This window comes from Lachnoclostridium sp., from assembly GCF_031997925.1.
GTDB lineage: Bacteria > Bacillota > Clostridia > Lachnospirales > Lachnospiraceae > Lachnoclostridium.
Genome location: NZ_DAMADT010000027.1, coordinates 1 through 20,710, shown reverse-complemented (window position 1 = coordinate 20,710; position 20,710 = coordinate 1). Strand labels below are relative to the sequence as shown.

Annotated in this window: 15 protein-coding genes; 11 read left to right on the top strand and 4 right to left on the bottom strand. The window is 34.9% G+C overall.

Annotation, left to right across the window (positions count from 1 at the left end; all coding sequences use genetic code 11):
- Nucleotides 1-165: 165 nt before the first annotated feature.
- A complete protein-coding gene (locus RTP52_RS15345) occupies nucleotides 166-954 on the top strand; it encodes a carbohydrate-binding protein (RefSeq protein ID WP_312372324.1) in 789 nt (262 codons plus the stop codon).
- A 164-nt stretch (nucleotides 955-1,118) separates the two neighbouring features.
- Here RTP52_RS15345 and uxaC read toward each other — a convergent pair whose 3' ends face one another.
- Together uxaC and RTP52_RS15335 are read right to left on the bottom strand one after the other, a co-directional pair.
- Entirely contained in the window at nucleotides 1,119-2,519 is a 1,401-nt protein-coding gene (gene uxaC, locus RTP52_RS15340) for a glucuronate isomerase (RefSeq protein WP_312372323.1), read from the bottom strand.
- Between the two features lie 71 nt (nucleotides 2,520-2,590).
- Entirely contained in the window at nucleotides 2,591-3,592 is a 1,002-nt protein-coding gene (locus RTP52_RS15335; protein WP_312372322.1) for a LacI family DNA-binding transcriptional regulator, read from the bottom strand.
- Nucleotides 3,593-4,110: 518 nt separating this feature from the next.
- On the opposite strand from RTP52_RS15335, the gene RTP52_RS15330 reads away from it, so the two are divergent.
- From RTP52_RS15330 to RTP52_RS15305, 6 genes are all read left to right on the top strand, one after another.
- Complete coding sequence (locus RTP52_RS15330) at nucleotides 4,111-5,568, top strand: tagaturonate reductase (protein WP_312372321.1); 1,458 nt, start codon at nucleotides 4,111-4,113, stop codon at nucleotides 5,566-5,568.
- A gap of 100 nt (nucleotides 5,569-5,668) precedes the next feature.
- Nucleotides 5,669-7,150 carry a UxaA family hydrolase gene (locus tag RTP52_RS15325; RefSeq protein ID WP_312372319.1) on the top strand — a complete coding sequence of 494 codons (1,482 nt, stop codon included), beginning with the start codon at nucleotides 5,669-5,671 and terminating at the stop codon, nucleotides 7,148-7,150.
- A gap of 250 nt (nucleotides 7,151-7,400) precedes the next feature.
- A complete protein-coding gene (locus RTP52_RS15320; RefSeq protein ID WP_312100093.1) occupies nucleotides 7,401-8,432 on the top strand; it encodes a sugar kinase in 1,032 nt (343 codons plus the stop codon).
- 331 nt (nucleotides 8,433-8,763) lie between these two features.
- A complete protein-coding gene (gene kduI / locus RTP52_RS15315; protein ID WP_312372317.1) occupies nucleotides 8,764-9,594 on the top strand; it encodes a 5-dehydro-4-deoxy-D-glucuronate isomerase in 831 nt (276 codons plus the stop codon).
- A gap of 105 nt (nucleotides 9,595-9,699) precedes the next feature.
- Nucleotides 9,700-10,608 (top strand): glycoside hydrolase family 88 protein, encoded by a 909-nt coding sequence (locus RTP52_RS15310; protein WP_312372315.1) that lies wholly within the window; start codon nucleotides 9,700-9,702, stop codon nucleotides 10,606-10,608.
- A gap of 66 nt (nucleotides 10,609-10,674) precedes the next feature.
- On the top strand, nucleotides 10,675-12,231 hold the full coding sequence (locus RTP52_RS15305) for a glycoside hydrolase family 28 protein (RefSeq protein WP_312372314.1): 1,557 nt from the start codon (nucleotides 10,675-10,677) through the stop codon (nucleotides 12,229-12,231).
- A gap of 245 nt (nucleotides 12,232-12,476) precedes the next feature.
- Here RTP52_RS15305 and RTP52_RS15300 read toward each other — a convergent pair whose 3' ends face one another.
- Together RTP52_RS15300 and RTP52_RS15295 are read right to left on the bottom strand one after the other, a co-directional pair.
- Nucleotides 12,477-13,196, bottom strand: a complete 720-nt coding sequence (locus tag RTP52_RS15300) for a rhamnogalacturonan acetylesterase (protein WP_312372313.1) — start codon at nucleotides 13,194-13,196, stop codon at nucleotides 12,477-12,479.
- 19 nt (nucleotides 13,197-13,215) lie between these two features.
- Nucleotides 13,216-15,525 carry a helix-turn-helix domain-containing protein gene (locus RTP52_RS15295; protein ID WP_312372312.1) on the bottom strand — a complete coding sequence of 770 codons (2,310 nt, stop codon included), beginning with the start codon at nucleotides 15,523-15,525 and terminating at the stop codon, nucleotides 13,216-13,218.
- Between the two features lie 447 nt (nucleotides 15,526-15,972).
- Between RTP52_RS15295 and RTP52_RS15290 the strand changes: the two genes are divergently transcribed.
- The 4 genes from RTP52_RS15290 to RTP52_RS15275 all read left to right on the top strand — a co-directional run bounded on the left by RTP52_RS15290 (nucleotide 15,973) and on the right by RTP52_RS15275 (nucleotide 20,647).
- Entirely contained in the window at nucleotides 15,973-17,574 is a 1,602-nt protein-coding gene (locus RTP52_RS15290) for an extracellular solute-binding protein (RefSeq protein WP_312372311.1), read from the top strand.
- Between the two features lie 131 nt (nucleotides 17,575-17,705).
- Nucleotides 17,706-18,656: an ABC transporter permease gene (locus RTP52_RS15285; RefSeq protein WP_312372309.1), complete on the top strand. Its 951-nt coding sequence runs from the start codon at nucleotides 17,706-17,708 to the stop codon at nucleotides 18,654-18,656.
- 12 nt (nucleotides 18,657-18,668) lie between these two features.
- Nucleotides 18,669-19,523 (top strand): carbohydrate ABC transporter permease, encoded by an 855-nt coding sequence (locus RTP52_RS15280; protein WP_312372307.1) that lies wholly within the window; start codon nucleotides 18,669-18,671, stop codon nucleotides 19,521-19,523.
- Nucleotides 19,524-19,837: 314 nt separating this feature from the next.
- Nucleotides 19,838-20,647 carry a polysaccharide deacetylase family protein gene (locus RTP52_RS15275; RefSeq protein ID WP_312372306.1) on the top strand — a complete coding sequence of 270 codons (810 nt, stop codon included), beginning with the start codon at nucleotides 19,838-19,840 and terminating at the stop codon, nucleotides 20,645-20,647.
- The last annotated feature ends 63 nt before the right edge of the window (nucleotides 20,648-20,710 follow it).

The following is a 20,710-nucleotide window of genomic DNA, read 5'->3' as shown; positions in this document are numbered from 1 at the left end:
ATTCGATTAATGGAAATCAATCCTAATTTTACTTCATAATATTCATTATAAAAATTCCTAGTTCAACAAAAATCATAAATTATACATAGAATGTCAAAAACAGAGACTTGAAGATTTAACCTTTTTGTATATAATAAATATATAATGATCTAAAAGGAGGGTATTATGCTAAAAATTGACATAATAAATGGCGAAGTCATAAAACAAAGTGAAGAAAAAGAAAATGAGGTTCATTTAGTATATAATAACGAATATGCAGAAGGTGATGCCATAAGAATTACGGTGGACAAGCCTAATGGCTTTTATATGATTCAATTGGATGATGCTATAAGGGAGAACCTTGTTTATTTAACAGACAATACCTTTACTTATGAAGTACCTTTTGGCGAAAAGAAAATCTGTCATTCTCCAAAGAGCTTTTATGGTAATTGCCATGTTCTTTTTGTGAGATATGCAACCACAGAGGAAATTGCACAGTACAAAAATTTATGTCTTAACAAATACGATATCAACTACATAGAATCCACTTGTTATCCTCATGCCAATGCCAATGTGGAAACCAGAGGAGAATCTGTATTTGCGGCAAAAAATGCGATTAACGGAAACTGTGCCAATGCTTCTCATGGAGCATGGCCATATGAGTCATGGGGAATCAACCGTGATGATAATGCTAAGATAAAAGTGGATTTTGGTAGGGATGTATTGGCTGATAAAATAGTTATGTATACAAGAGCGGATTTCCCACATGACAATTGGTGGATTCAAGTTACGGTGACATTTTCTGATGAAAGCCAAATTGTTTGGGATTTAGAAAAAAGTGACAGTGCCCATGTTCTTAACTTTGACAAGAAGGTAATCAGATGGATAGAGCTTAGCAAATTAATTAAGGCGGACGATCCATCCCCATTTCCTGCCTTAACTCAATTGGAAGTATATGGTGTGGAAGCAGTTTAAGAAGTTCTAGGATATAGGGTTTTTAGAAAGATAGAAACATAGAAACATAGAAACATAGAAACATAGAAACATAGAAAAGACATCTGCTTCCATTAGAAACGGAAAGCAGATGTCCTTTTATGCGTATTGGGAAATAATCAGTAGTTATCAATCAAATGTATTGACTAGAAACCAAAGTATCTCTTTGTATTATAGTAGGAGATATCTTGAACCATCTGTCCAAGGAACTCGATATCGTTTGGATACTCACCATTTTCAACCCAGTTACCGATCAATTCACAAAGAATTCTTCTAAAGTACTCATGACGAGTATAAGATAAGAAGCTTCTAGAGTCAGTTAACATACCTACAAAGTTTGCAAGTAGACCTAAGTTAGCTAATGATGTCATCTGATCAATCATACCTGTCTTGTTATCGTTAAACCACCAAGCAGAACCTTGTTGAATCTTACCTACAGCAGTTGAGTCTTGGAAACAACCGAGTACTGTACCAATTGCTGCATTGTCTGTAGGATTTAAGGAGTAAATGATTGTCTTTGGTAATTCATCAGAGGAATTTAACGCATTTAAGAAGTTAGCTAATTCTGCAGAGGAACCTTCTGTGTTGATACAGTCAAAACCAGTATCTGCACCTAACTGATTGTAACGGAATACGTTATTATCACGCTTTGTGCCATAGTGTAACTGCATAACCCAACCTAGTCGGTTATATTCTTTTCCTACGAATACCATGAATGCAGTCTTAAACTGTAATTCTTCCATTTCTGAAATAGTACCACCAGCTAATCTCTTAGCAAAGATTGCTTCGATTTCTTCTTCTGTTGCAGGTTTGTACATTACATAGTTAAGAGCATGGTCAGAAACCTTACAATTCATAGCGTTAAAGAACTCAAGGCGAACCTTAAGTGCTTCCTTTAAATCAGCAAAGTTTGCAATTTTCACACCGCTGACTGATTCTAATTTCGCTAAGTAATCAAGATATTCTGGCTTCTCTAAATTCATAGCCTTGTCTGGTCTCCAAGCAGGTAATACCTTCACATCAAAAGTAGTATCTTCTGCAATTGCTTTATGCCACTCAAGAGAATCAATAGGATCATCTGTAGTACAGATGGTTTCTACATTAGATTGTTTAATTAAACCACGTACACTCATTTCTGGTTTACTTAATTTATCATTGCAAAGCTTAAATACTTCTTCTGATGTTTTTGCATTTAAGGTACCATAGTAATCAAAGTATCTTTGTAATTCAAGGTGACTCCAATGATAAAGTGGGTTACCAATTGCCTTTTGAAGAGTCTCGGCCCATTTTTCAAATTTTACGATGTCACTAGCATCACCTGTGATATATTTTTCATCGATTCCATTGGATCTCATTTGACGCCACTTGTAGTGATCGCCACCTAACCAAACCTGTGTAATTGTATCAAAACTGCGATCTTTCGCTATTTCTTCTGGGTTAATGTGACAGTGGTAATCAATGATTGGTACTTTCGCAGCGTAATCATGATATAAAGTTTTTGCGGTTTCTGATGATAATAAGAAATCCTTGTCCATAAATGGTTTCATAGTAGTCCTCCCTGAGTATGTTGTTATATGATAAAAAAACCATTGGTCGATGTAATTAACTAATAAATAAATTAAAAATTCGTTGTTTTACGTACGATCAAATCGTTTGATATCGTCGTTTTATTTGGTACATCATTTCCATTTAATACACGCATTAAGGTAGAAATTGTGCTGATACAAAGAGTTTCAACGTGATTATCAATGGAAGTCAATTCAGGATCACAGCAGGTGGTTAATAAGGAATTGTTATAACCAATAATGCTAATATCCTGTGGAATCTGTTTTCCAGAATCTTTTATAAACTTAATTGTGCCAATTGCAAGTAAATCTTCAGCAGTTACGACAGCATCGTAATCTAAACCTTGCTTCGCCAAGGAAATTAATAAATTTTTAGTATCTGCTAAATTATTTGGACACATCTGCATTAAATTCTCATCGAGTGTTAGTTCATGTGCAGCAATAGCAGCTTTATAACCGCTTAATTTTTGTAAACCGCTATATGATTTTGAATTAAACAAATACAGAATCTTTTTTCTTCCCTGAGTAATAAGCTTACTAACTGCATCATAAACTGCTTGATGATCGTCACACAAAGTACAATAAATTCTTGGATGACTGAGATAACCGTTAATTAACATAATAGGTACTTCGTCAGCTGCTTCCATAATATATGCATTGTCTTTTTTGTTCGCTTCAAGAAAGCTAGAACCAACCATAACAATAGCGTCGACACGTTTAGAAAGTAGAAGTTTAAGGTATTTCTGCTTTGTATGTAGTTCGTAACCTGTACAGCATAGGAATGAATCGTAACCATTTTTCCGTAGGTTTTGTTCTAAATGATAAACTGCATTTGCGAGAAAGGTGTCAGAGGAATCGGAACACATAATACCGATTGTCTTCATTGTATTTAAACCAAGACCTCGGGCAAAAACATTCGGAGTATAACCAATCTCTTTCATAACATCAAGAACTTTTTGCTTTGTTTTCTCACTTACATTCGGGTTTCCATTTATAACACGGGAAACCGTGGCAATGGAGACGCCAGCTTTTTGTGAAACATCATAGATATTCATATGCGATTTGACTCCTCCTAGGTTATATTATCCTTCCCTCATAGAATTCCACACGCATCAAAATGTTCCACCAAATAAGTAACGATAAGTTTATATGTTAAATTCCGGTAGGTTATCGAGGCAATGTAAGCGCTTTTATTAGAGAAGATATGTAAGCGCTTTTATAAATTGGATTGTAAGCGCTTACAGATTAATCATATTATATGTTAAAATTCAACTTCTATTATACTATACCCCTAAAATGCTGACAAGAGTAAATTGCTAAAAGTTTTTCTTATATTTTTAGTGAATTTATATAGATAAAAAAATTCGATGAAAAAGCATTGACATACGACATGAATACAGGTAGAATTGGAGATGTAAACGCTTACATTAATGAACGAAAATTTTTCTAAATGATGAAATATTTTGAGAAAATACTATGTAAGGAATGTAAGTCTAGAAGTACTATTGACTTTTATCGAAAGTGGAAAACTCTTACGATAAGTATATAAAATGACAATAAAGGAGAATCAGAAATGAACATTCTTAACAAATCAATTTCAAAAGCAAAAGATAGACCCGTGAAGGTTCTTCAGTTTGGTGAAGGTAACTTCCTTCGTGGTTTTGTGGATTACATGATCGATGTTGCAAATGAAAAGGAGGTATTCGACGGTAGTGTTGTTGTTGTAAAGCCAATCGCTTTTGGTAATCTTGACATGTTCCACGAGCAAGAGTGTCAATACACACTATCCCTTCGTGGTAAGGAAGATGGTCAGACTAAAGTCGAAAGTCGTATCATCACATGTATTTCTGATGCAGTAGATGCCATCAATGAATTTGAAAAATATGAATCATTTGCAAAGTGCGATACCTTACGTTTTATCGTTTCTAACACAACAGAAGCTGGTATAGTATATGATGAGACAGATGAATTTAACGCATGCCCTCCTAAGACATACCCAGGTAAACTTACTAAGTTTATGTTTGATCGATTTACTTATTTTAATGGTGACGAGAGCAAGGGTCTTATCGTGATTCCTTGCGAATTAATCGAAAATAATGGTCCCGAGTTAAAGAAGTGCGTACTTCAGTTTGCAAAGCTTTGGAATCTTTCCGATGAGTTCGTTGCTTGGGCCCAGAATGCTTGTATCTTCTGTTCTACACTTGTTGACCGTATTGTAACTGGTTACCCAAGAGAAGAAGCAGAAGCTATGTGCAATGAGTTTGGTTATAAAGACAACTTAATTTGTACAGGCGAATTATTTGCTCTTTGGGTAATCGAGAGTGACAAAGATATTTCTAAGGAGTTACCACTTGATAAAGCTGGTCTTCCAGTTATCTTTACTGATAATCAGAAACCATATAGAGAGAGAAAGGTACGTATCTTAAATGGTGCTCATACTTCTTTCGTACTTGCATCCTTCCTTGCTGGAAATGATTTTGTAAAAGAATCAATGGAAGATGAGACAGTTCGTAAATTCATGATGAGTCCAGTATTTGATGAAATAATTCCAACTCTTTCTCTACCAAAGGCTGAGTGTGAAGAATTTGCAAATGCAGTAATTGAACGTTTTGAAAATCCTTTCATTAAACATGCATTATTATCTATTTCTTTAAATTCTGTATCCAAATGGAAGTCACGTTGTATGCCAAGCTTAAAGGGATATGTAGAGAAGTTTAATACACTTCCTAAGCATTTATGCTTCTCCCTAGCTGCATTAATGAGTTTCTATACCGGATCAGAGAGGAAAGATAATGCTTTAATCGGACACAGAGGAGAGGAAGAGTATACGATTTTAGACGATGCATTTGCACTTGAATTCTTTGCTGCAAATAGCGGAAAATCTTCTAAAGAATATGCGAATGCTTACTTAAGCAATGAAAAATTCTTTGGGGAAGATTTAACTAAGATCGAAGGTCTTGTAGACGCTGTTGCTTCTTATGTAGATGATATTCGTGCAAATGGTATGAGAAAAGCAATGGAAAATCTATAATCAAAGGCTAAGTGAGTTGCAAAACAATACACTTAGCAAACTTGTACTACCACCCAAATTCGTAGGGTGGTGGCACAAGGAGAGCGGAAGGGGGATTTTTATGCAAGAATTCGTAAAAATAAATAGCAAAGATAATGTAGCAGTTGCTCTTAGTGACTTAGCTAAGGGTATGACCTTAGAGGTTGATGGGGTAGCTGTTACGTTAATCGAAGACATTCCTCGTGGACATAAATTCACTTTAACTAACTTAAACGAAGGTGAGAATGTTATTAAATATGGTTTCCCAATAGGTCATCTAACACAATCAGCAGAAATGGGAGCATGGGTTCATACTCAGAATGTAAAGACTAACTTAGGTGAATTATTAACCTATAGTTATGAACCAGATGTTAACCAATTAATGCCTCGTGAAAAAGCTACTTTTATGGGATACAGAAGAGAGAACGGTAAAGTTGGTATTCGTAATGAAGTCTGGATTATTCCAACCGTAGGCTGTGTAAACAAAATTGCAGAAGCAATGGAAAAACAGTTTAAAGAAAAACTTACCGGTAGTGTTGAAGACATTATTGCATTCCCACATCCTTATGGTTGTTCACAGATGGGTGATGACCAAGAAAATACAAGACTAATCTTAGCTGATTTGATCAATCATCCAAATGCAGCTGCAGTGTTAGTACTTGGTCTTGGATGTGAGAACACGAATATCGCTGAACTAAAGAAGTACATTGGGGAATACGATGAAAACAGAATTAAATTCCTACAATGTCAAGATGTTGAGGATGAGATGGAAGTTGCAGAAGAGCTTATCGAACAATTAATATCTTATGCAGCAAAGTTTGAACGTGAGCCAATCAGTGCAGATGAATTAGTGATTGGTATGAAGTGCGGTGGTTCCGATGGTATGTCTGGTATTACTGCAAATCCAACCGTAGGTGTTTTCTCTGATCTCTTAATATCTCAGGGTGGAACAACAGTATTAACCGAAGTTCCAGAGATGTTTGGTGCAGAAACCCTTCTGATGGCTCGTTGTGATAACGAGGAGTTGTTTGAAAAAACAGTAGATATGATTAATGATTTCAAAAACTACTTTAAGAGTCATAATCAAACAATATACGAAAATCCTAGTCCTGGTAACAAAAAGGGTGGTATCTCAACATTAGAAGATAAGTCTTTAGGATGTACTCAAAAGTCTGGCTCTGCACCTGTTAAGGATGTCTTAAAGTATGGTGAAATTGTTAAGACTAAGGGATTAAACTTATTAAGTGCTCCTGGTAATGATTTAGTTGCATCTACTGCTCTAGCAGCATCTGGTGCACATATGGTACTCTTTACAACTGGTAGAGGAACACCATTTGCTTCTCCAGTACCAACTATGAAGATATCTACCAATACACCATTAGCAATGAAGAAGAATAATTGGATTGATTTTAACTGTGGTACTTTAGTAGAAGGTAAAACACTTGACATTTTAGGAGAAGAGTTATTCCAATATGTTCTTGCGGTTGCTTCTGGTAAGAAAGTGAAGTCCGAAGAAGCAGGATTTCATGATATGGCTATTTTCAAGACAGGTGTAACACTTTAGAAAATAGTATATATTTACACGTGGTTTTACTACCAAAGATGTGGTAAAATTAAAAGTATTAATTGCTCAATTCACAATTAGCTTATTGGTTAATTGTTTGAGGCCTTTAGGAAAGTTATTAAAAATAAAAATAACTTTTCCCTCAAAGGTTGCACTTACCTTCTGTACAGGTTACAATAGTTAGGTAAGTAGCAATGCGCGGCGCTTGCGCAAATAGAGAAACTATTGAACATAAAGGAGATATAAAACAATGGCAAAAGTAGTAACAATGGGCGAAATTATGTTAAGATTATCTACTCCAGGATATCAGAAATTTATTCAGGCAGACAGTTTTGATGTTTGCTACGGTGGTGGAGAAGCTAACGTTGCAGTTTCTTTAGCAAATTACGGACATGAGTCATCTTTCGTAACAAAGGTACCAAAGAACGAAATTGGTGATTGTGCAGTAGCAGCTTTAAATAAAATGGGTGTTGATACAAAAAACATCGCTCATGGTGGAGATAGACTTGGTATTTACTTCCTTGAGACTGGTGCAGCGATGAGAGCTTCCAAGGTAGTTTATGATCGTGCTCATTCTGCAATTGCAGAAGCAGATGTTGCTGATTTCGATTTTGATAAAATCTTTGAAGGTGCTGACTGGTTCCACTTTACAGGAATTACTCCAGCGGTATCTGATAAGGCAGCTGAGGTAACTGAGGCAGCTCTTAAGGCAGCAAAAGCTAAGGGAATTACAGTTTCCGTTGACTTAAACTTCCGTAAAAAGTTATGGTCCTCTGAAAAGGCTCAGAAAATTATGACTAACTTAATGCAATATGTTGATGTATGTATCGGTAATGAAGAAGATGCTGAAAAAGTTCTTGGATTCAAGCCAGGTAATACAGACGTAACAAGCGGTGACTTAGAGTTAGCTGGTTATGAAGATATCTTCAAGCAAATGGTTGCTAAGTTTAACTTTAAGTATGTAGTATCTTCCTTAAGAGAAAGTTACTCTGCATCCGATAATGGTTGGTCTGCTTGTATCTACAATGGTGAGACAGGTGAGTTCTATCATTCCAGAAAGTACAGAGTAACACCAATCGTTGACCGTGTAGGTGGTGGTGACTCTTTCGCAGCTGGTGTAATCTGTGGATTTGTTGATAATAAGGACTTTAAGTCTGCTCTTGAATATGGTGTTGCAGCTTCTGCATTAAAGCACACAATTCCTGGAGACTTCAACCTTGTAACTCGTTCCGAAGTTGACGCTTTAGTAGGCGGAGACGGTTCAGGTCGTGTTCAGAGATAATTGAAATAATGTAATAGCTATGGGTATTGTGTCGTTAAGAACAATACCCATATGTGATATTTAGAAAAAGATGTTTTTTTATTATAAACATGTAAAATAGGATTCATCTTTTTAAAATTACGATGTAACAATTATTCAATCATACTAGGCAAATCTATTACATACTGATTTGCGGATTGAAGAAAATGAGAAATATGCAAGTTTAATTCAGCGCTGTAGTTAAAACTTGCATAGGAAAGCGATTATTCGTTCAAATATCTAAAAAAGTAGCGTAAGCGAATTGCGAATATCTGCTTTGATTAGAGAGACAGCGCAGAAAGAAGGTAAAACTATGGAACTTAGAACAGCAGCATCTCCAAAGGATGTAAAACACTACACAACAGATCGTCTTCGCGAAGAATTTTTGATTGATGATTTATTTAAAGTAAATGAAATTAAACTTGTTTACAGTCATATTGACCGTATTATTACAGGTTCCGCTGTACCAGTAAATCAGGAGTTAAAATTAACCGCTGGTGATGAATTACGTGCAGAATATTTCCTTCAAAGAAGAGAGATGGGAATCATTAATATCGGTGGTAAAGGTACTATTACAATCGATGGTACTGTAAATGAGTTAGAGCATAAAGATGGTATGTACATTGGTATGGGAGCAAAAGATATTTCTTTTGCAAGTGTGGATGCTACAAATCCTGCAAAATTCTATATCAACAGTGCACCAGCTCATACTACTTATCCAACTGTATTAATCAAACCAGAAAATTGTGTTAATGTGGAACTTGGATCCTTAGAAGGCTCCAATCACCGTGTAATCTGTAAATACATCCTTCCAGGCCAGGTGGAGAGTTGTCAGCTTGTAATGGGTATGACACAGTTAAAGCCAGGTAGTGTATGGAATACAATGCCTTGCCATACTCATGATCGTAGAATGGAAGTTTATTTATATTTTGATATGCAAGAAAATGATATGGTATTCCATTACATGGGTGAGCCAACAGAAACAAGACATATCGTAATGAGAAATGAGCAAGCTGTTATTTCTCCAAGCTGGTCCATCCACTCTGGTTGTGGTACAAAAGCCTATACCTTTATCTGGGGTATGGTTGGTGAAAATCAAGACTTCGATGATATGGATGCTTGTGATTTGAAAGACTTAAGATAAGACGAATACAATATTTCTTGTAACGCCTGCGGTTTTAGGTAGTTGTCTATGATCGCAGGCATTTTTTTAGAAAAGTTTATGTAATCGAATCAGTTTGTCGATGAAATGAGAAAGGTACCGGTAACATATATGAATTTGGATCAATTCTTTCAGGATTATTTAGCAGAGTTTCGAAGCGAGATTTGTAATCTAAAGGGCTATGAAGTAAGCCTATTCCTACAAGGTTGTATGGGCATGTATCAAAAGACGAAGGAAGAGTGCTATATCGAAATTTTGAAAACATATGCAAATCAGCGAATTACAGAAGAAGGTGCTCTAAAAGAGAATTATAAAAACGATTTGAATATTGATAATTATCATTTTGGTATGCTTCTTTTCTTCTTACGGAATCAAACAGGGGAAACTTGTTACGAGAAAGCATTAGAGGAGCTTGGTAGTACATTTTCTTCAAATTATCAAGGTAATCCAATGTTTGGTAAGGAGGAGAAAAATTTATTAGATATTTATATGGTTCAACCTTTTTATACACTCTACGATACTATATATAATAAGAAGGAACACTACCTTGAAATTATGGAACAATTTCATGTTATCAATCAATTCCCGAATGATAGTAAAAAAGCTACTTTATTGGTAGATTGTTTTTCTGGAATGTCGGAAGAGATTTATGAACATTATTTTACGCTATTAAATCTAACTAAAACAACGATAAAAGAGATACTAGCACATGCTAAGGAACAAAAATTATTACTTGGTGATAACGATGTAGATAGTAGTGAAGCTGTAGAAAATACTATTTTTACTTCCTACGCTATGTTGAAGGCATGTCACAATAAGATATTGTTAGCAGAAAAGTATGAAGCAACAGGTGCTAATCTTTTTCATGCTGCAATGGAGAAATTTGTTTCTCATCAAAAACAAACAGTAATTACATCAGGTCAAGTATTCTTTGATAAGATAAAAATGATGGGCATCTTTATGATGGCGTATTCCTTTCTTTTGGAAACGCGCTAATATCGGAATTGAGGTTAGGTTTCCTCATGATTTACATGCGTCTAAAATACGCAGATGGGAGTTAAAATGAAGTTTAATGTGATATTAAAAACTGCTAGAACAGCAGTGATTGAAATAATAGATCAAGGATTATATTATACCAATGAAGAGTATGAAATCTATGTAAATAATAGTTTATATGCAAAAAGCAAAAAGGTGGTACAATCTATTCCTAATTTAAAACCAGATACTGAGTACAGCATTTATGTAAAAAATGATTCAGAAACTTCTGAAGTAGTAGTGATAAAAACAGATTATGAATTTGTTACACTCAATGTAAAAGAGTTTGGTGCCAAAGGTAATGGTGTTCATGATGACACCACAATGATACAGTGTGCTATTAATTCTTGTCCAAAGGATGGAAGGGTGTTGATTCCTGAAGGCTGTTATAAGATTTCGACATTATTTTTAAAGAGTGACCTGCGTCTTGAATTAGCGAAAGGTGCTGTATTATCCGCATTTACAGATCGTTCCAAATTTCCAATCCTTCCTGGCAGAATTGAAAGTTTCGATGAAACAGAGGAGTATAATTTAGGAAGCTGGGAAGGCAATCCACTCGATTCTTTTGCTGGTATCATAACTGGTATCAATGTATCTAATGTTGAAATTACTGGTGAAGGAACAATCGATGGATGCGCTGATGAAACAAATTGGTGGAATAATCCGAAAGTAAGGAATATCGCTTGGAGACCAAGACTTATTTTCTTAAATCATTGTAATAATGTTACGGTACAGGGTATTACGGTTAAGAATAGTCCATGTTGGAATATCCATCCTTATTTTTCAGATGATCTTAAGTTTGTTGACCTTACCATACTTAATCCAAAAGATTCTCCAAATACCGATGGACTTGATCCAGAGTCCTGTAAGAATGTCTTAATTGTTGGAGTGTATTTTTCCTTAGGTGATGATTGTATTGCGATTAAATCTGGAAAGATATATATGGGAGCAAAGCATAAACGTCCGTCTGAAAATTTAGAAATTCGTCAATGCTGTATGCGAGATGGACATGGTTCCATTACAATAGGAAGCGAGATGGCAGGAGGAGTTAAGAATTTAACAGTTCGTGAATGTCTCTTTATCCATACAGACAGAGGCCTTCGTATTAAGACAAGACGTGGCCGTGGTAAGGATGCAATTATCGATGGTGTATTATTTGAAAATATTCGTATGGATCATGTAATGACTCCTGTAGTTATTAATTGTTTTTATTTCTGTGATCCAGATGGTCATTCTGAATATGTTCAAAGTAAAAATCCTTTTGCGGTAGATGATAGAACACCTCATATTGGTGAGTTAACCTTCCGTAATTTGGATTGTACAAACTGTCATGCAGCAGCATCCTATATGTATGGACTGCCAGAACAAAAAATAGAGAAGGTAACCTTTGAAAATGTAAACGTATCATTTGCTGAAAATCCTATAAAATCAGTACCAGCAATGATGGATGGTGCAGATGAAACTAGTTTACTTGGATTATTTGCGAACAATTTAAAGACATTAGAATTAAAGAATGTGACTATAGAAGGTTGTGAAGGTGAGAAATTCTTATTAAGTAACATTGATAACCTGGTAGAAGAGTAATCATCGAAACAACTAGCAATATTTATTCAGAAAGCTTTTCATTTATAGGTGATTGCCAGCGCAGCTTCCTATAAACTGAAAAGCTTTCTGTCATTTAACCTATCAGTTATATAAAAAGCTCTGTACCTAGTATTTTGGCAAGTCCCATTGAACTTTACCCAAACACTTTGAATACAGAGCCTCAAATCTAATAGGATAGATGACAAAAAACTTACATAAGAAATTCTTTTGTTATCATATAAAAACTAATCAATTAATAACGCAACATCCTCTTTTTCTCCATCAATAGGGAGTAATAGATCGGCATATCTTTCGCCAAGTTTACGTAATTCTTCCGCGATGATTCCAGCAAAAGTTACGGCACCATCGTATTTAAGATGGGTATTATCGTTCTTTCCCTCAGGGTAATTCGGATATTCCATTGGTTCTAAATGCATAAACCATTTTCTTGATCTCTCATTCCCAGTCCTTTGTATCAATTCTTTGCTGATTGCACATAGGTCAATCACAGGTATCTTAAGTTCATTTCCAAGTGCAATCATTGCTTCCGGATAATCAAGATGTGTACATTCTACCAACTGACCATCTTCCTTAAAGAGACGTCGATAGAGTGGTGTAATAAGGATTGGATGTGCCTTATGGTCGATTGCTACCTTTATATATTGTTTTAAGTTCTCCTGAAAAGTAGTGAATGGTTCTGTATGACGTTCTTCGTCAGGTTTCTCATCATTATGTCCAAACTGTATCAATAAAAAATCATCTTCTTTTATGGAGTTTTCGATTGCTCGCAAGCGGCCTTCCGCAATAAAACTTTTAGTACTTCGGCCATTTTGAGCATAATTTTTAATTTGAACCCCTTTTTTAAGGTAGAGAGGTAGTCCTTGACCAACTCCGGTCTGAGGAAAACTTGTGAAGTCATTTTGTTTTACGGTGGAGTCACCGGCCCAGAATATTGTTTGATTCATATACATTCTCCTTTGTAATCTACTCGTTATCATGATTTGACATGCTATCTCGAATGGTTTTCGGTGCAACCCCATGTACTTTTTTAAATGCTCTACGAAATGAGTTTGCATTATTATAGCCAGTCTCTAAATAAAGGTCACTGACATTGATATCTGTAGTCTTTAATAAGTTCATTGCTTGTGTCATACGAATTAATTCCAAGTACTCTGAAAAATTTTGTTTTGTTTCTGCTTTAAATAAATAGGAAAAATAGCTTTCTGATATATCGAACTCATCTGAAATTTTCTTAAGGCTCAAAGAAGAGTCCTTATAATTTTCCTTGATATAAGCTTTAATTGTATGAATCAGCTTATTTCCATCCGCTTTTGGCTCAAATAAGCTACATAAGTTTAATGCAATATCCTCTAAAACAGAAATTGTCTTATTATCCTGAAAAGATGACTCTATAGATTCAATCACTTCACGATTCTCATCGGAAACACTAACTTGAAATCGTACCTTTAATAAGGTGTTTCTTATATCAGAAAGTAACCATTTTACTACCGTAATAGGTAGCGATCTACATTCGAAATTTTCCCAACGTATTAGGTGAAAAATTTCCTGAACTTGCTTTGTATTTCCAGTAGTAATAAAGTTTGATAACTGCTGAGCCATTTCGAAAGGATAGTAATAAGATGTTTTATCTCGTTTGATATCACGATAACTTTGGAACACATTACCTTCACGAACATAAGAAGCAGCTTGTATTGCTTGTTGGTATGATTTCCATAAATATGGAGCGTAACTGTTACGATTTCCTAATCCACCATAAATCCAGATAGAGTGTTCTTTCATTAAGCTATTATGAAGTTCTATAAAGGAGCTTTCAACATTTGCTATACTCTCTTCGATAGGCTCATCCATAGGGGATGGAAGCATGATGGCAAATGCATTAACTTCTGATTCATAGATGAGAATATCATCACCAAAGTATTTATAGAAATACGTCCTAATCAAATCTTTATATTGCTTTTGATTCCACTCGGCATCCGCATTATTCGTCTGGTCCTCAACATATATCTCTAATTGATCCTGATAAATACAAGCATAAAGAACACTATAACGAAAATCACCTATTTTTAAATCTAAGAATTCGGAAATTTTATTATATTCTTCTTGATTTGAGATAAGACCTTTCATAATTCTTGCCATATAAGAGTTGTAAATGATAGGTCTTTGTTCCTCTAATTCTTGTTTAAGATTTTTTTTCTCTTTCAAGGAATCTTGTAATTCCGTATCGATAGCAATGATAGGTTTAATATTCTTTTTTGATAAAATAAAAATCATAATTAAACAGAAAAGCAATGTTAATATAATAATGAGGATATAAGTATTCTGATAGGTTCCTAAATCATGAAATACTAGGTCAGCAGGTTGTACTAAATAATATCTCCATTGATTAACTTGAGAGACAGAAGTTGTAACAACAACGGTATCTTTCTCTAATTTTAATTCCTTATATTCTTGATCTGGATTCTCTTGCATAGAAGTGATAATATTGTTTAGTAAATCCTCGGTTAACTCTGGACTATGATCTGAAGTGATACGGAAAACTTCATTATTATCAGTATCAGTAACATATAAGAATCCGCTTCGAAAGAAGTCAAGATTTGAGAATATATTATTCAATTTATTACGATTAATTTCAAAACATATAATACCAAGTGGTTTATTCGTTGATAAAGCTGTTTGTACTGGTGTCTTATAAATATAAGGAGTAAAGCCATTTTCTTTATAGCTTTCATTCGACAACAATTGAAAAAAATTATTATAGGAAGAAAGCATTGTCTTCCAATCGTCATAGATAGTTTCGTTATCGTTATATGCTTTATAATGTTTATAGTAATACCATGTATCTGTTAACATACTAGATGACATTAAATAATCTAATTTAGGTAGATATATGTAATATCCACAATTTTCATCGATAGGTAGTGCATTTTCTAACGGAATAAAGTCGGTTAAAAAATTCATGGCTTCTTTCGCATCGTGGTAGAAATCCATAGATTTGGAATCATATTGAAGAACCTTCCTTATATTAGAATCATTCGCAATCTGAGTGGAAAGCGATTGTATAAGCTTTAAGGATTCATCCATATCTGATACGGAATTGTCTAAAACCGCCTTGTTCTGTTTATGCAGGTTATTGGTTGCATCCGTTATTCCGTATTGATACAAAAACATGCCCATAATAAGAACAATTATCAGCAATATGCTGTAAGAGGTTACAAATCGTATCAAAAATCTTTTATTATTATTTGTGTTGTTTTTAATAAACTTAATTTTCATATGATATTCCTTCTATTATTTAGTAAAAGCAAACAAAACATTGTGTAAAAATTATATCAAAGTGGTGCATTATTTGCAAGCAATAAGGACATATTTTTAGTTTGGAAAATAATGAAAGCGCATACAAGCACTAAAAAAATGAATTCATATCTTAAGAAACCCAGTAAATTCAAGGCTTTGAGAGCTAGCTTAAAAATTGCACAGTAATAATAAATATTGCTTCTTGTTAAAAAAGTACAAAGCATGTTAGTATGTAGATGTCAATTCGAACAAAACTAAACAACAGGTTACTAAAATCAAATTTAGTTTTTAAAACCTAACAATAGTTTTTGTAGATTGACATAAAGTATAAAGATTTGTAGTAAAGTTACATAATAGGAATGAAAACTACAAATTTTTAATACTTCCTACAATATTATAATTGATTCAATAAAGGAGGGTATTTAGATGAGAAAGTCTACACAGAAATTCTTATCACTTGGTTTAAGTCTTGCTCTTGTATTTAGCTTAACAGCTTGTGGAAGCAAGAAAGATGAACCAAAGACAGAACCAACAACAGCTCCAACAGAAGGTGCACAAAACAATGGTGAAGCAACTACTACTCCAGAAACTCCAGTTTCTGAAGTTGAGAAGCCATCAGTAATTACAGTAATGATGGATGGTACTGTATTTACAGAGCCTAACGGACGTGCTCAGTTCGAATCAGCACTTGAGGCTGAACTTGGTCTTGATATTCAGTTTACACAGCCAGATCACTCTGGTTACTATGATGCTGTAGGTCTTACATTTGCAGGAAGTAACTGGCCAGATGTTGTTCTTTTAGGTGGTTCCTACTATACTAACTATGCAAGTGCAGGTCTTTTAGCTGATATCACAGAGTACTGGGATAATTCAGAATTAAAAGCTTCTGGTAGAATCACAAATGTAGATGCAATGGAAGCAGTTAAAGTTGATGGAAAGCTTTATGGCTTTACACCAGCAAGAGGTAACGGATGTGTTACTTATGTTAAACAAGCTTGGTTAGATAAAGCTGGTTTATCTGTTCCTACAAATTATGATGAGTACCTTAACATGTTAAAGGTATTTACTGAATCTGATATGAACGATAGTGGTGACCCAACTAACACATATGGTGTTTCTGCAGCTGGTCTTGTCGGTGTTGAAGCTCCTTATGTTAACTATTTACCAGAGTTTTATCAGGATGCTTATCCAGATTTCATGCAAGATAATAGCGGTAAGTGGATTGATGGTTTCTCTACAGATGCTATGAAAGCAGCTCTTCAGAGATTAAAAGATGCTTACTCTGCTGGATATATTGATAAAGAATCCATTACAAATGGTACAAAAGACTGTCGTAATAAGTTCTTTGATGATAAGTTCGGTGTATTCACATACTGGGCTGGTACATGGGCTTCTAACTTAAAGAACAACCTTGAAAGCAGTGGTAAGGATGGCGAATTAGTTGTTCTTCCTCCAATCGCTGAAATGGGTAGCTATATTGAAAGACAGGCTCCAGCTTGGTGTATTACAAATAAGGCTGAAAATCCTGCTGGTATCTTCAAATACTTCCTTGAGCCAATGTTAGATGGTGGTGCTGTTCAGACACTTTGGACTTATGGTGTTAAGGGTGTTCACTGGGATGATAAGGCTGAGACAATTAAGTTATCAGCTGATAAAGAGGTTACTTTTACAGAAGGCCAATTCCACTTCTTAGCTTCTTTAGAGAAGCCAGATACATTATTAACTAAGAATCACCTTGACCCAATGTTAAGCTTTGCAACATACGTAGACAATGCTGATCCAGGCGCTGGTGCTTTAAATGAAGTTGCTAAAGATTCTGCAGATAAGTTCAACAGTTGGGCAGTTCCAGCTAAAATGGTTGTAAGTAATGATACTATCAATGAGTATAATGCTGACCTTTGGGATATTCGTACTCAGATTATAACTAAGGTTGTAACTGGCAGTATGAGTGTTGAAGACGGTATGAATGAATACACAAGCCAGTCTGCTGATATGGTACAGGAAATTTTAGATTCTTTAAACAAATAATCTTAGTTGAAATAACTAAAATAAGTTGTTGTTAATAAAGAGGGGTTTGAACAAAAGATAAGGTTCGGCCCCTCCTTATCACGAGAGATGCTCGTGAGAGGAAATTCTAATTTATGAAAGGAAGTGCTTCGATGAGCATTAAACGAGGACAAAAAGTACCAGGTAGCAAAAAACCGTTAGGCTTAAGAATTTACAACCACAGATGGTTCTATGTAATGTTTGCTCCAGTATTAGTATTTATAGCATTATTTAACTACTTACCAATGTACTTCATTAAGTACGCATTTTACGACTATAAGATGGCACAAGAGCCTGTATTTGTAGGATTAAAACATTTTGAAAAATTATTAAAGAAGCAAGATTTCATCCGTGCATTTACGAATACCTTTGAATTAAGTATCATTAAGTTGTTATTAAATACTTTCATGGCAGTTATTATCTCTCTGTTATTGAATGAAATTAAGAATTTGAAAGCAAAGAAGGCTGTTCAGACGCTTATCTACTTACCACACTTTATGTCATGGGTAGTAACAGCATCTGTATTCCGCTTAATTCTTTCTCCTTCCAACGAAGGTCTTGTAAATTCACTTTTAGTTAATCTTGGTGTTATAAACAAAGACCAAATGATATACTTCCTGGCGGAAGAAAAATGGTGGCGGCCAGTTTATTATATTGTTAATATATGGAAAGATACCGGTTGGGGTACTATCATCTATCTTGCTACATTATCAGGTATTAGCCCAGAGTTATATGAAGCTGCTCAGATCGATGGTGCAAATCGTTGGAATCAGATGCGTTTCATCACATTACCAAGCTTAGCAAATACAATTATTACAGTATTAATTCTTAACTTAGCAAAGATTATGAACCTCTTTGAATCAGTCTTCGTTATGTATAACCCTGCAGTCTATGCAGTTTCCGACGTTATACAAACCTATGTATATCGTCAGACATTCGGTGGTGGTATTCCAAACTATGGTTATACAACAGCGGTAGGTTTGATGAGTTCTGTTGTAGGTTGCGTGCTTGTATTAATGTGTAATTACGCAAGTAAAAAAGTCCGCGGACGCGGTATAGTATAGGAGGGGTAGACGATGAATTCTAATAAAAAAGCACGTAAAAAAATCAAACTCTTTCCTATTTTCAATGGTTTACTCTTTATTCTAGTATCTTTATTTATTCTTGTACCATTATGGAAGGTTTTTGTAGACTCTCTTGATATGCAAACAACTTATGGTATGCGATTATGGCCAAAAGAGTTTGGGTTAGCAGGTTATAAAGTTATCTTTACTTATGAGTCCTTATATAAACCATTTTTAATATCTTGTATTACAACTATTGCTGGTACATTTCTTGGTTTAACACTTTCAACATTAGGTGCATATGTATTAATTCAATTTGAAATGCCAGGTAGAAATTTATTCTCATTTCTATTATTATTCACTATGATCTTTAATGGTGGTATGGTTCCTTCCTTCTTAGTTATGTCTAAGTTAGGATTACTTGATACTTTATGGGCAGTAATCTTACCATTAGGTATCAACGTTTATAACCTTGTTTTAATGCGTAACTTCTTTGAAGGTATACCAAAAGGACTGTTTGAAGCAGCGTCTATTGATGGTTGTTCTCCAATGGGTACATTCTTTAAAATAGTACTTCCACTTTCCAAAGCAGCGCTTGCATCCATCGGCTTGATGTTCTCTGTTACATTTTGGAATGACTATACAAACTTTAAGATTTATATCCAGAAAAGTAGTTTATATAACTTCCAGCAGAAACTACGTAACTTAATTATGGATGGTGATACACCAAACACAACCGAGAATATTTCTCAGAATACAATGTTTAGTGCAGCCGTTATCGTAGCGATTTTACCTTTCATGATTATCTATCCTTTCTGTCAGAAGTACTTTGTTAAGGGTGTTAATATCGGTGCAATTAAAGAGTAATGTTATTTATACATTTGATAGGAAACATGAAAGCTGTTGCTGAAAGAATCAAGCGACTAGGAACCTAACCAACCGGGTTAGGGTTCCTTCCCTAGATTCTTTGGTGGCGGCTTTTTGAATTTAATCCCAAAGGGAAGTATTCCGCTTCAATTAGCGGGGGACTTGACTGTATTAAAAATGCCACATAGTGGCAATGAGGTAGAGCTGGTAGCGTAAGCGGATTGCGAATATCCGCTTTTACTAGGCACTTTTTAATTGTAAAAAAATTTAGATAATGATATGATAAACTACAAACGTACATAGGAGGGCTCATAATGAATAAAGTATATACCTGTTTTCCAGGGGGGAAACATAAAGTTTTGACCATGAGCTATGATGATGGGAAACAAGAGGATAGGAGATTATTAGCCATCTTTAATGAATTTGGGGTGAAAGGAACCTTTCATCTGAATTTTGGACTAATGGATCAGCCAGAGCGTATAAATAAAGAAGAAATTAATGAAATTTATCAAGGGCATGAAGTAGCTGCACATACATTTACTCATCCAACGATTTCTAGATGTCCTTCCTCCATGATTATTGAACAAATATTCGAAGATCGCAAAGGGCTTGAAAGTTTGGTTGAATATCCGGTTAGAGGGTTATCTTATCCAAATGGATCTTATGATAAACGAATTAAAGAATTATTACCTGGGCTTGGAATCAGGTATTCAAGAATTGTAGGGAATAGTGATGACTTTAATTTACCAACCGATTTCTATGAATGGAAGGCGACTTGCCACCATAATCATGACCTACTAAAGCTTGGTGAAGAATTTATAAGCCTATCTAAGAAACAATACCTGTATATGATGTATGTATGGGGGCATAGCTATGAATTTACCAATCACAACAACTGGGAGGTAATGGAGGAGTTTTGTAAGCTTGTTGGACATCGTGATGATATTTGGTATGCTACCAATATAGAGATCGTAGATTATTTAGAAGCAGCAGAGAGACTCCAATTTACAGCAAAGGGTGATCTTGTGTATAATCCATCCGCAACATCGGTATGGTTATCTGTAAATGATGCCGTAGCAGTAGAAATTAGGGCTGGTGAAACGGTAAGATTATGTGAAGTGTGAAGAGAATTTCTAAGGCACCAAAAGACGCTGCCTAAGAAATTCTAAAGCTTCACACGGATATTT